We start from the raw sequence: 11,902 nt of genomic DNA on the forward strand, positions 1-11,902 counted from the left end.
TCGAATCGCAGTGGGGGCGCGAGGGTTTCGCTCAACTGCCGAGCACCAGCCCTTCGAGATCACCCTTGTCGCGCCAGGCCCGCAGCAGGTCCTCGAAGGCGTAGAAGCCGGGACCGTACGGTTCACCCAGGTGAGACCGGATGCCCTCGCCCCCGCCGCCGCCTTCGTTGTTGTAATAGCCGGGCGTGCACTGCGCGTCGAAAGCCGAGTTGTCGACGGCGGTTTCGCGGATCGTGGTGCACCACTGTTGCTGCGCCTCGTCGCTGGGCTCCACCGTGGCCGCCCCGCGTTTCAGCGCCTCGGCGATGATGTAGGCGATGTGCTCGCCCTGGAGTTCGTAGTTGGCGGCGATGTTGGCCGAGATGCCGACCTGGGTGAAGCCGGTGTAGAACTGGTTCGGAAACCCGCGGCTGGTCATCCCGTGCAGCGTCTTGTAGCCGTCGCGCCAGTAGTCGAACAGCGACAGCCCGTCGCGTCCGGCGATCGTCTCGATCGAGTAGCGCCGGCTGATCTCGGTGGTGATCTCGAAGCCGCTGGCATAGATGATGCAGTCCAGCTCGTACTCGACACCGTTTGCCACCAAACCCTTTTCGGTGGCCCGCTCGACGCCCTTGCTCGCCGACACGTCGACCAGGGTCACGTTCGGGCGGTTGAAGCTGGGCAGGTAGTCGTCGTTGGAGCAGGGCCGCTTACACAGGAATCGGTAGTAGGGCTTGAGCGCTTCGGCGGTCGCCGGGTCGTCGATCAGCGTGTCGATGCGGCGGCGCAGCCGCTCCATGATCTTGTAGTCCTCCTCCTCCCGGATCGCCATGAACTGCTCGGGCGTCAGGGATGCGGGGTCGTCCAGGGCGAGCACCCGGGCCGCGGTGTTGCGCCCCAGCTCGGTCCAGAAGTCGCACACCAGGTCCGGCTGTCCCGGCGCCATGCCCTCGAACGTCCAGGCGTGGAAGTTGCGTTGCCGCTCCCGTTGCCAGCCGGGTCGCAGCGTCTTGACCCATTCCGGGTCGGTAGGAGGTGTTGTTGCGCGCGTCGACGGTGGACGGGGTGCGCTGAAACACGTAGAGGTGCTGGGCGTAGCGCGCCAGGAACGGCACGATCTGGATACCCGTGGCGCCGGTGCCGACGACGCCGACGCGCTTGTCGGCCAGTTTGTGCAGGTTGCCGCCCGAGTCGCCCCCGGTGTAGTCGTAGTCCCACCGCGACGAGTGGAAGCTGTGCCCGCCAAAGGTTTTGATGCCGGGGATGCCGGGCAGCTTCGGCCGGTGGAACGGGCCCGAGGCCAGCACCACGAACCGGGCGCGGATGTCGTCGCCGCGGTTGGTGCTGACCCGCCAGCGCTTGATCTGCTCGTCCCAGCGCAGGTCGTGCACCTGGGTGGAGAAGATCGCCGAGTCGTACAGGCCGAAGTGCTTGCCGATGTTGCGGCAGTGCTGGTAGATCTCGGCGCCGTCGGCGAACTTCTTCGACGGCATAAAGTCGAGCTCTTCCAGAAGCGGTATGTAGCAATAGGATTCGTTGTCGCACTGGATTCCCGGGTACCGGTTCCAGTACCAGACGCCGCCGAAGTCGCCGCCGAGTTCGATGAGGCGCACGTCGTCGACGCCCGCCTTCTTCAGGTGGGCCGCCGACAGCAGGCCCGCGAACCCGCCGCCGAGGACGGCGACGTCGATGTCCTCGCGGATGGGCTCGCGCGGCGTCACCGGCGTGTACGGGTCGACCTCGTAGTAGCCGCTGAAGTCGTCCTCCAATTCGATGTACTGCTTGGAACCCTCTTTGCGCAGCCGTTTTTCGCGCTCGTGGGCGTATTTCTGCCGCAGCGCGTCGATGTCGATGTCGTCGGGCGTCTGGGTCGGCCCGCAACCGTCCTGCTGCGTGTCCACGTCGGGGGTCATGCCAGTGGGTGCTCCTTGTCTGAGAGTTCCCGGGGCGCACCGGTACCCATGTACCGCGACAATTGGTAGTGCAGGTTGACCGTGCTGCGCTCCCGGTAGGGGTTGGGCTTGGTGCCCGGGAAGCCGAGTGACTTCATGCCCTGCTGCACGGCGGCCATGTTGGAGAAGTCCTGCGGCAGCACGGAACGCCATCGCGGGTCACCGACCGGGGTGTATTCCCATTCCGTTTGTGGCTCTTCGCCTTTGGGGTACAGCTCGAACACCGAGACCTCGAAGATGCACTTGTCGGGGTTGTAGCTGGGGTGCGGCCGCGCTCCGTAGCACAGCGCGCTGGTCAGGCCCTGCCCGATCTGGAAGTTGGGGAAGATCTGCCACGCGGTGCCGGCCTGCCCGAGGATGTCGGGCGGGATGGTCGGCCAGATCACGCCGCGCGCCTCGTCGTCGCGGCGGGCCGACGCCAGCCAGTGCTCGAGGACCTTGTCGGCCGGGGTGCCCTCGGGCAACTCGTCGACCAGCCGCTTGGCGGCGTTCACCAGGGTCTGGGTGGTGGTGGCGTTGGTCTCCTCCATGGTGTACACCTGCATCTCGGCGGTCGACACCCGCGGGTCGGCGCCGATGCCCAGCCGGATCTTGGACTTGGTGGCCTCCATGTCCTCGGGCGCGTCGTAGCCGATGTTGCTATGCCTGCCTTGGGCTTTCGCCCAACCCTTGAACTCGCCGAACTTGTTGAACTCGGGATGGGTGGTGTAGACGTGGTAGGTCTCGTTGAACGCCTCCAGCGCGACCTTCCAGTTGCAGTCGAAGTAGAGCCACTTGCGCCACTTGTAGCGCATTTTCTCCAGCCCGAACGGCTCGAGAATCTTCGCGGCGGGGAACAGGTAGTCGGCCAGCGGCTCGCAGTCGGGGTCCATGTTGATCCACAGCCAGCCGCCCCAGGTGTCGACCCTCACGGGCCGCAGATGGGTGTTGTCGGGCGTGAGGGCCTGCCGCCAATCCTGTTGCTCGCAAATGTGTGTGCAGGCGCCGTCCAGGCCGTAGGTCCAGCCGTGAAAGCCGCAGACGAACGACTTGCGGGTGCGTCCGAGCGCGTTCTTGGCGCCCTCGGGGGTGTCGATCAGCCGCCGGCCGCGGTGCATGCACACGTTGTGGTGGGCGCGAAACTCGTTCGCGCCGGTGCGCACCACGATGATCGAGTCGTCCAGAATGTCGTAGGTCAGATAGCTGCCCACCTCGGGCAGTTCCTCGACGCGGCCGACCTGCTGCCAGACCTTGCGCCACAGCTTGTCGCGCTCGGCGCGGGCATAGTCCTCGCTGATGTACGCCTCCACCCCGATCGTCATCGGCGTGGAGAGTTCTTCTGCCACCGCGGAATTCGCGTCCTTGGCAACGTCGGTCATCACATCCTCCTGATCGCTGCGCGGAAGGATTCGTCATGCAGGAACAGCGACGTGTTGTCGGCGCCGAGGTGACTCCACCGCAGGTCCAGCCCGCCGTCGACGAGCAGCGTCTGGCCGGTGACGTAGCTCGACAGCTCGGAGAGCAGAAACAGGATGGCGCCGGCCTGCTCCTCGGGCCGGCCGCGGCGGCCCATCGCGATCGCCCGCCGATCCCGATCCGGGTCGTCGGCGACGTAGGTGCGGGAAGCGGCCGTCTCGGTGACGCCGGGCGCCACGGCGTTCACCCGGATCGCGGACTGCGCCAGCTCCAGCGCCATGGTGCGGGTCATCGCCGCGATGGCGGATTTGGCCGTCCCGTAGGCGATGTGGAACGGCGCGGTGTTCATGCCGCTGATCGAGGAGATCGACACGATCGACCCGGGCAGTCGCCGTGCGAGGAGCTCGGCCGCGACGGCCTGGCTCATGAAGAACGCCGTTTCGAGGTTATCGGCGAAGATCTTGCGCCAGTCGGTGCGCGACACCCGGGTCGACGGCATCCAGGTCGACGGTTCCGCACCGCCGGCGACGTTGACCAGTCCGTACAGCTGCCCGTCCGCCCGGCGCGCCTGGTCGATCACCGCGGCGATGCCCTCGTCGGTGGAGGCATCGGCGGCGACGGGCAGGACGGCCAGCCCCCGGGCCGCCAGCGGGGCGATGTGCTCGTCGAGGTTCTCCTTCGACCGGCTCACCGCGATCACGGTGGCCCCGGCCCGGGCGGCCATGGCCGTGACGGTGGTGCCGATGCCGCCGCCACCGGCGCCGGACACCACCACCACGCGGCCCTCGAGCCTGAGGAGATCGTCGTCCATGACCTGCTTTCTGCTGCCCGGACACCGGCGGGCCTGTCGCGGAGAGGTTCACCCGATTTTTGTCCGGACAAAATATCGCATTCTGTCCCGTGGAGAACACTATTCCGATCGGCGAAGGCGGCTGTCAAGGCCCGCCTACGGTGCAGTGGCCGCTATTGTCTGGACTACACCGAGTTGATAGCGTCCAGCCCAACGGCGGACGGAAGGATCCCGGCACGCATGTCCATTTCACGGGCCATCTCCACGCAGCCCTCGCGGTACGCGACGCCCGGTTCGCCGGTGCCCGCCATCGACGTCGCGCCGGGTTGGCGGCTCCACCGGGTCACCGCGCCCAGCCGGCTGTTCGGCGCCAACGGTCTGCGCACCGGTCCCGACGGCCGGATCTACATCGCCCAGGTGACCGGGAGCCAGATCAGCGCGCTGGATCACCACACCGGGGAACTGGAGACCGCCAGCCCCAAGGGCGGCGACATCGTGGCGCCCGACGACGTGGCGTTCGACGCCGCCGGCAACCTGTATGCGACCGAGGTGATGGACGGGCGGGTCAGCGTGCGCGACACTGGCGGCCGGACGCGGGTGCTGCGCGACGACGTGCCGTCGGCCAACGGCATCACGTTCCATCGGGGCCGGTTGTTCATCGGCGAGTGCCGGGAGGGCGGCCGGCTGCTCGAATTCGACCTGGCCGGCGGGCCGCCCCGGGTGCTGCTGGACAACGTGCCCTCACCCAACGCGATGGAGGTCGGCCCGGACGGGCTGCTGTACTTCCCGGTGATGGGCGCCAACGAGATCTGGCGCGTCGACCCCGACGGCGGCGAACCGCAGTGCGTCGCAACGGGTCTCGGTGTGCCCGACTCGGTGAAGTTCGACGCGCGCGGCCACATCGTCTCGACGCAGGTGGCCAGCGGGCAGGTGCTGCGCATCGATCCGCGCAGCGGCGAGCAGCAGGTGCTCGCCCAGCTGAACCCCGGCCTGGACAACTGCACCTTCGTCGGCGACCGGCTGTTCGTCTCCAACTTCACCGGCGAGATCACCGAGATATCACCGGACGGCACCACGCGATCCGTACTGCCCGGTGGGCTCAACTGGCCGCTGGACCTCGCGGTCGGCCACGACGGGCGGCTCTACGTCGCCGACGGCACCTACTTCTACGCCGCACTGCCCGACGGCGCCCTGCACACCGTGGGGATGCTGTTCAGCCCCGGCTATCCCGGGTTCCTGCGCGGTGTCGCGGCGAGCGGACCGGGCGAGTTCGTCGTCACCACGTCCGGCGGGCAGATCAGCTGTTACCGGCCCCAGGCCAGCGAAAGCGAGGTGCTGGCAGACGGTTTCGACCAGCTCTACGGCATCGCCCCGGGGCCGGCCGGCGTGGTGGTCGCCGAGCTGGGCACCGGCCGGGTGCTGTCGCTGCAGCGCTCGGGTGCCGTCGAGGTGCTGGCGGCCGGGCTGCGCGAGCCGGTCGGTGTCGCGATCGGCAGCGACGGGGCGGCTCTGGTGGCCGAGGCCGGAGCCGGGCGGGTGGTCCGGGTGGACGGCTCGAAGGTCGACACCGTGATGGCCGATCTGCAACGCCCGCAAGGCATTCTGCTGCACGGAGGTGTGCTCTACGTGGTCGGCGCCGGCGCCAAGGAGCTGATCGCGTTCGATCCGGCCGACAAGACGCGGCGAACCATCGCGTCCGGCCTGCCGGTCGGTCCCCCGCCGGGGGTGAACCCCAAGCCGCTCAAGGGCATGCCGCCGTTCTCCGGGCCGCAGGGCCCGTTCGCCGGGATCACCGCCGCGGCCGACGGGACGCTGTACGTCTCGGCCGACGGCGAGGGCAGCGTGCTGGCGGTGCGGCCGACCCGGGACGGCCACTGATGCCGCAGACCATCTCCGGCGACCACCGCTATCTGCAGATCGCGCGAGCGCTGCGCAAGGAGATCGTCGACGGGGTCTATCCGGTGGGGTCGCAGTTGCCGACCGAACACCAACTGTGCGAACGCTTCGCGGTGAGCCGCTACACCATCCGCGAAGCCCTGCGCCGGCTGCGCGAGGACAACCTGGTCGCGTCCCGGCCGCGGGCGGGCACCCGGGTGGTTCCCCGCCCGGCGTCGAGTTCCTATGCCCAGGACGCGATGTCGATCGACGACCTGCTCGCGTTCGCGGCCGGCGCGCAGCTGACCATCGAATCCAACGCGATGGTGACGATCGACGACGAGCTGGCCGCCCGGACCGGGCTCGAGCCCGGCACCCAGTGGCTGTCGGTGCGCGGCTATCGGCAGGCCGACGGCGCCCCGGTGCCGATCTGCCGCACCGAGTACTACATCAACCGCAGCTTCGCCGCGGTCGGCCGGCTGCTGCAACGGCATGCCGGGCCGATCTTTCCGTTGATCGAGGACCTGTTCGGTGTGAGCGTCGCCCAGTTGCACCAGGAGATCGCCGCGGTGCTGCTGTCGCCGGAACTCGCCGACGGTCTGGGCGCCGAGGCGGGGACGGCCGCGCTGCAGATGCGGCGCACCTACACCACCTCCGACGGCGAGGTGGCCCAGGTGACGATCAACACCCACCTGTCCCCGAACTTCCGGTACGCGATGACGATGCGCCGCGTCACCGGTCAGGCCGGTTGAGATGACCGCCCGCGCCGCCCCGGACACCGCGCAAACATCCCTGGCCTACCGGCGCGGCTGGTGGGTGCGCAGCACACTGGCCGACGCGGCGCGCGCCGCTGCGCAACGTACGCCAGAGCGGATAGCGTTGGTGGACAACGAGGTTCGGCTGAACTGCGCCACCCTGTACGCCCAGGCCGGCGAGCTGGCCGCCGCCCTGCTGGCCCGTATCCCGGCCGGCAGCGTGGTGTCGTTCATGCTGCCGAACTGGCACGAGGCCGCGGTCATCTACCTGGCCGCGACACTGGCCGGCATGGTGGTGAACCCGATCCTGCCGTCACTGCGCGACCACGACCTGCGTTTCGTTCTCGAGGATGCCGGCGCCGCAATGGTTTTCGTCCCGCACCGGTACGGCGGCCACGACTACCCGGCGATGCTGGACCGCGTGACGGCCGCGATGAGCGCGGCGCCGCAGGTGGTGGTGCTGCGCGGCCCCGACACGGGACGAACCGGTCGGCACACCCCGTACCGCTGCATGCTGGGCGGACCGCCCGGGGGCCTTCCGGCACTGGATCCCGATGCGGTGCGGATGATCCTCTATACCTCCGGCACCACCAGCAGCCCGAAAGGCGTTCTGCACACCCATAATTCGATACATGCGCTGATCTGCCAGATCCGTGACCACTGGGCGATCGATCCTGGCGACACATTCCTGGTGCCGTCGCCGCTCGCCCATATCGGCGGCTCGATCTACGCGTTTGAATGCCCGCTGCTGCTGGGCACCACGGCGGTGCTGATGGACCGGTGGGACCCGGCGCGGGCGGTGGCGTTGATGACCGCGCATCGCTGCACCCACATGGCCGGGGCCACACCGTTTTTGCAGCAGCTGCTCTCGGCCGCCGCGAACGCCGGCACCCGCCTGCCCGACCTGAAGGTGTTCATCTGCGGCGGCGCCTCGGTGTCGCCGTCACTGATCCGCCGGGCCGCAGCCTATTTCGACCGCGCGGTCGTCACCCGGGTGTACGGCTGCACCGAGGTGCCGGTGGCCACCGTCGGGGCGCCCCGGCCGCAGGAGGCCGACTACGCCGCCGACACCGACGGCCGGCCCGGCATCGCCGAGATCAAGCTCGTCGCGCACCCGGCGGCGCCCACCGGTGACGGCGAGATCTGCGTGCGCGGCCCGCAGATGCTGCGCGGCTACCGCCACCCGGAGGACGACGCCGAGTCCTTCGACGCCGCAGGGTTTTTCCGTATCGGCGACCTGGGCCGCTGGGCCTTAGCCGATTCCGCCGACCGGTACCTGGTCGTGACCGGCCGCGCCAAGGACGTCATCATCCGCAGCGGCGAGAACATCTCCGCCAAGGAGGTGGAGGACCTGCTGGCCGACCATCCCGGCATCGCCGAGATCGCGGTCGTCGGGCTGCCCGACGAGCGCACCGGCGAGCGGGCGTGCGCGGTCATCGTTCCGACCCCCGGGGCGAGCCCGGACGTGGCCAGCCTGCTGGCGCTGCTGGTGAGCAAGGGGGTGGCCAAGTTCAAGGCGCCCGAACAGGTGGTGCTCTGGGATGCCCTGCCGAAGAACGACGCCGGCAAGGTGCTCAAGCATCGGATCCGCGCGGCGCTGAGTAAGGATGGCTGACATGCAGGTCGCGATCGTCACGGGCGCAAGCAGCGGCATCGGGTTGGGCTGCGCGACCAGGCTGGCCGGGACGGGCATGGCGGTGCTCGGCACCGGCCGCGACCCAAAGCGGTTGGCCGAGTTGGAAACCGCGATCGGCGACCCCGACCGGGTCGCCACCGTCGCGGTCGACCTGACCGACGACGACGCGCCGCGGCGCATCGTGGACCGCGCCCTGCAGCGGTGGGGCCACATCGACTTCCTGATCAACAACGCCGGCGTGGGCAGCCCCAAACCGCTGCACGAAACCGACGACGAGACCCTGGACTACTTCCTGAATTTGATGCTGCGGGCACCGTTTCGGCTCGCGCGCGAGGTGCTGCCCCACCTGCCGCCCGGATCGGCGATCATCAACGTGACATCGACGTTCACCGTCGTCGGCGGCCTGCGCGGCGGCGCCTACTCCGCGGCCAAGGGCGGGCTGACCGCGCTGACCACCCACATCGCCTGCCAATACGGCGCCTCCGGCATCCGCTGCAATGCCGTCGCGCCGGGGGTGACGGTCACCCCGATGGTGGAAAACCGGTTGCAGGACCCGCGCTTTCGCAAGATCAACACGGAGATGACACCGCACCAACGGTTGGGCAGCGTCGACGACATCGCCGCCACCGTCGCGTTCCTGTGCTCGCCGGGCGGAAGTTTCATCAACGGCCAGACGATCGTCGTCGACGGCGGATGGAGTTCGACGAAGTATCTGTCGGAGTACGCGCTGACCTCGGAGTGGATCGCGCCGTGAGTTAGCGGCTACCGGCCGGCGAAGTCGATGACGCCGCGGATGTTGCGGCCCTCGCGCAGGTCGGCGAATGCCTCGTTGATCTCGTCGAGCCGGTAGTGGCGGGTGACCAACTCGTCGAGTTTCAAATCGCCCGCCTGATACAGGGACAACAGCATCGGCACGCTGGTGCGCGGATTCATCCCGCCGTAGAGGGCGCCCCGCAGTTGTTTGGCCGACAGCGTCATCTCCTGCAGCACCAGCGGAACCGGGGGCTCGGTGAACGGGGTGATGCCGGTCAGCACGCAGACCCCGCCCTTGCGCAGCAGCGCCAGCGCCAACGGGATCGAGTCCACGTGCACCACGCCGGGACAGACCACCACCCGGTCGGCCATCAGGCCGGCGGTGATCTCCCTGACCAGCGGTATGGCGTCCCGCGCGGACGCGGCGGTGTGCGTGGCGCCGAAGATCTTGGCCGAATCCCGTTTGGCTGCAATGGGATCCACCGCGACGACGTACTTCGCGCCCACCGCGCGGGCGCCCTGCAGCGCGTTCATCCCGACACCGCCGGCGCCGATCACCACCACGGTGTCGCCCGGTTCGGTGCCCGCCGACACCGTCGCCGAGCCCCATCCGGTGCTGACCCCGCACGACACCAGGGAGGCGGCATGGAACGGAATCGCCTCGTCGATCTTGATGACGGACCGTTCCGAGAGCACCGCGTACTCGGCGAAGGTGCCGAGTTGCCCGTAGGCCAACAGGTTTTCCGCACCGAGATGGCGGCGGCAGGTCCCGTCGGTGGGCATCTCGCGCACGAACAGGCTGGCGCCGACGTCGCAGATGTAGCTCTGGCCGTTCACGCAGAACCGGCAGCTGCCGCACGCCGGGATGAACGACAGCGCCACGTGGTCGCCCGGGCGCACCGACGTCACGTTGGGCCCGACTTCCGCGACGACACCGGCGCCCTCGTGACCGCCGAGCAGCGGGAACCAGTCCGGCGCGGGCTGACCGCTCGCGGCGACCACCTCGGGCGTCGGCACCACGTCACCGGTGAACAGATGGTCGTCGGAGTGGCAGATCCCGGCGACGGCCATCCGCACCAGCACCTCACCGCTGCGCGGCGGGTCGAGCTCGATCTCGGCGATCTCCCAGTCCCGGCCGACCCCGCGGATCACGGCGGCACGACACTTCATTGCGGCTCCTTGCTCTCTGGTGGCGTCCCCCGGGCCACGCCGGGGCGTGGCACGAATCCATCTTGCGCTACCGCTCAACCGGATTCGCGAAGTGGCTCCGGATCCCGGCCAGCATCGCCGTGTGCGCCTTGACGGCTTGCCGGACGGTCATCGGGGCCAGTGGTCGCGGCGCCGCGATCCGGATCCGTTCGGTGATGCGGGTGCCGGCGGCCGTCGGCGCGAAGCTGACCGTGCCGCGCAGGCGCACCCCCGGCGACTGGTCGGCCTCGGTCAGCACCACCCCGTCCGCGCGCACCAGCAGCTGGGCCCGATAGTTGATGCGTAAGGCCAAGGGCCCCAACGGGATCCGGTCCGTCACCCGGTAGCGGTGCAGGTAGCCGTCCGGGGTCTGCCCACGAAAGAGCGTCTGGACCGCGACGATCAGCGGGTGGACCAGCCTGAGGTTGTCCAAATCGACGTAGAAGTCGCGGACCGCGGCCGGCGGGGCCGGCACCTGCTGGCTCAGCGTGTGCTCGGAGCCCACCACCCACCAGCTCATCGGCGGTGCGTCCGGTTGGCTCATCGCTCCATTGTTTCCCGCCGCGGCCGGCCCCGCGCGCGGCTTTGCCGCAGTATTTTTTCCTGTTCGGCTGGCCTACTGTGAGGTCCGTGGAGTCCCCCGATCCGGCCGGGACCGGCGTAGTCGAGCGCTACCTGCAGTGCCTGGCCGCGCACGACTGGGACGGCCTGGCCGGCACCATCGCCGACGACGGGCTGACCCGGGAGGGCCCGTTCCGCGACGTCATCGAGGGCAAGGCCGAATACCTGGACTACCTGCGCAGGGTCCTCACCGAGCTGCCCGGCCACCGGCTCGAGGTGCAGCGGGTGTCACACGTGGACGCCGGGCGCTGCTACGTCGAATTGACCGAGGCGTTCGACATCGACGGCGCCACCCGGCGGTGGCCGGAGTGCATCCTGTTCGAGCGGGGCGGCGACGGGCTGATCTCTCATATCAGCGTGTTCTTCAAACAGGGGCGCTGACACGCTATTCCCTCCCCCACCGAATTGACCTAACGTGTGGTGGGTGGAGGCACACGGAAACCCGGAATTGGTCCCCGTCGAAAATTTGCACTCTGGTGATCCGATTATGGATTGCGGCCAACGCTACATAGTTCTGGAATCCAAGACACTCAACGACTGCGTGGTGCTCGAACTCGAGTCCCGGGTGGACCATCAGCTGCAGGTCATCGAGAAATCCTTCCCCACCGGATATCACGTGGGAAGGGCGAACCACCGGGTTTTGTAGCCGCCAATTCTTTGCCGGTCCTTCGACCTAAATAGGGCGCCGGTAGCCGGTCGACGGCTACCGCGCATTCACGTTTCCCCGGACTTCGACGCGCAATTCTCCCCGGTGCACAAACCGGCGAAAAAGCTTGCGCCCCTTGGCCGCTGCCCGGCCGCCGGATGGCGTCCGAAGCGCCCGGCCCGCCGGCCCGGCGCCGCGACGGAGGCCGCTTCGTTCGGCGCGTTTGAGTTGTCGTCAACCCGGTAACCTCTGTCCAAGGACGTGATTGCACCTCATTGGTTTTCCTCGCTTTCTCCAAGAAGCTGCTTGCCG

General features: G+C 68.7%; 10 protein-coding genes and 1 pseudogene. 6 read left to right on the plus strand and 5 right to left on the minus strand.

The window, feature by feature from the left end:
- Positions 1-31: 31 nt before the first annotated feature.
- The 3 genes and pseudogenes from MAA44156_RS22650 to MAA44156_RS22660 form a co-directional block, all read right to left on the minus strand.
- Positions 32-1,892 (minus strand): annotated as a pseudogene (locus MAA44156_RS22650) (flavin-containing monooxygenase).
- Complete coding sequence (locus MAA44156_RS22655) at positions 1,889-3,289, minus strand: aromatic ring-hydroxylating oxygenase subunit alpha (RefSeq protein ID WP_009979855.1); 1,401 nt, start codon at positions 3,287-3,289, stop codon at positions 1,889-1,891. The pseudogene MAA44156_RS22650 and the gene MAA44156_RS22655 overlap by 4 nt, the downstream one beginning before the upstream one ends.
- Positions 3,289-4,137, minus strand: coding sequence for an SDR family NAD(P)-dependent oxidoreductase (locus MAA44156_RS22660; protein ID WP_009979856.1), 849 nt, complete (start codon positions 4,135-4,137; stop codon positions 3,289-3,291). The genes MAA44156_RS22655 and MAA44156_RS22660 overlap by 1 nt, the downstream gene beginning before the upstream one ends.
- Positions 4,138-4,356: 219 nt before the next feature.
- Here MAA44156_RS22660 and MAA44156_RS22665 point away from each other — a divergent pair, with 219 nt between their 5' ends.
- From MAA44156_RS22665 to MAA44156_RS22680, 4 genes are read left to right on the plus strand one after another with little or no spacing between them, the layout of a single operon-like run.
- Positions 4,357-5,994, plus strand: coding sequence for a Vgb family protein (locus MAA44156_RS22665; RefSeq protein ID WP_029248661.1), 1,638 nt, complete (start codon positions 4,357-4,359; stop codon positions 5,992-5,994).
- Positions 5,994-6,743, plus strand: a complete 750-nt coding sequence (locus MAA44156_RS22670) for a GntR family transcriptional regulator (protein ID WP_009979859.1) — start codon at positions 5,994-5,996, stop codon at positions 6,741-6,743. The genes MAA44156_RS22665 and MAA44156_RS22670 overlap by 1 nt, the downstream gene beginning before the upstream one ends.
- A gap of 1 nt (position 6,744) precedes the next feature.
- Positions 6,745-8,361 (plus strand): AMP-binding protein, encoded by a 1,617-nt coding sequence (locus MAA44156_RS22675; protein WP_009979860.1) that lies wholly within the window; start codon positions 6,745-6,747, stop codon positions 8,359-8,361.
- Positions 8,354-9,136 carry an SDR family NAD(P)-dependent oxidoreductase gene (locus MAA44156_RS22680; protein ID WP_023879482.1) on the plus strand — a complete coding sequence of 261 codons (783 nt, stop codon included), beginning with the start codon at positions 8,354-8,356 and terminating at the stop codon, positions 9,134-9,136. Before MAA44156_RS22675 ends, MAA44156_RS22680 begins: the two co-directional genes overlap by 8 nt.
- A gap of 8 nt (positions 9,137-9,144) precedes the next feature.
- Here the strand turns inward: MAA44156_RS22680 and MAA44156_RS22685 are convergent, their stop codons facing one another.
- Positions 9,145-10,305: an NDMA-dependent alcohol dehydrogenase gene (locus tag MAA44156_RS22685; RefSeq protein WP_023879483.1), complete on the minus strand. Its 1,161-nt coding sequence runs from the start codon at positions 10,303-10,305 to the stop codon at positions 9,145-9,147.
- Between the two features lie 67 nt (positions 10,306-10,372).
- A complete protein-coding gene (locus MAA44156_RS22690) occupies positions 10,373-10,867 on the minus strand; it encodes an SRPBCC family protein (protein WP_009979864.1) in 495 nt (164 codons plus the stop codon).
- Positions 10,868-10,953: 86 nt separating this feature from the next.
- Here MAA44156_RS22690 and MAA44156_RS22695 point away from each other — a divergent pair, with 86 nt between their 5' ends.
- Together MAA44156_RS22695 and MAA44156_RS22700 are read left to right on the plus strand one after the other, a co-directional pair.
- The gene (locus MAA44156_RS22695) at positions 10,954-11,325 is read left to right on the plus strand and encodes a nuclear transport factor 2 family protein (RefSeq protein ID WP_003874272.1); all 372 of its coding nucleotides are present in this window, start codon (positions 10,954-10,956) and stop codon (positions 11,323-11,325) included.
- Positions 11,326-11,368: 43 nt separating this feature from the next.
- A complete protein-coding gene (locus tag MAA44156_RS22700; protein WP_029248662.1) occupies positions 11,369-11,590 on the plus strand; it encodes a hypothetical protein in 222 nt (73 codons plus the stop codon).
- Positions 11,591-11,902 lie beyond the last annotated feature (312 nt).

The organism is Mycobacterium avium subsp. avium, from assembly GCF_009741445.1.
GTDB classification, from domain to species: domain Bacteria; phylum Actinomycetota; class Actinomycetes; order Mycobacteriales; family Mycobacteriaceae; genus Mycobacterium; species Mycobacterium avium.

Excerpts from the sequence above, each read along its gene's own strand:
- MAA44156_RS22685 (WP_023879483.1), bottom strand. The coding sequence starts at position 10,305 with ATGAAGTGTCGTGCCGCCGTGATCCGCGGGGTCGGCCGGGACTGGGAG.
- MAA44156_RS22660 (WP_009979856.1), bottom strand. The coding sequence starts at position 4,137 with ATGGACGACGATCTCCTCAGGCTCGAGGGCCGCGTGGTGGTGGTGTCC.
- MAA44156_RS22665 (WP_029248661.1), top strand. The coding sequence starts at position 4,357 with ATGTCCATTTCACGGGCCATCTCCACGCAGCCCTCGCGGTACGCGACG.
- MAA44156_RS22675 (WP_009979860.1), top strand. The coding sequence starts at position 6,745 with ATGACCGCCCGCGCCGCCCCGGACACCGCGCAAACATCCCTGGCCTAC.
- MAA44156_RS22655 (WP_009979855.1), bottom strand. The coding sequence starts at position 3,289 with ATGACCGACGTTGCCAAGGACGCGAATTCCGCGGTGGCAGAAGAACTC.
- MAA44156_RS22690 (WP_009979864.1), bottom strand. The coding sequence starts at position 10,867 with ATGAGCCAACCGGACGCACCGCCGATGAGCTGGTGGGTGGTGGGCTCC.
- MAA44156_RS22670 (WP_009979859.1), top strand. The coding sequence starts at position 5,994 with ATGCCGCAGACCATCTCCGGCGACCACCGCTATCTGCAGATCGCGCGA.
- MAA44156_RS22680 (WP_023879482.1), top strand. The coding sequence starts at position 8,354 with ATGGCTGACATGCAGGTCGCGATCGTCACGGGCGCAAGCAGCGGCATC.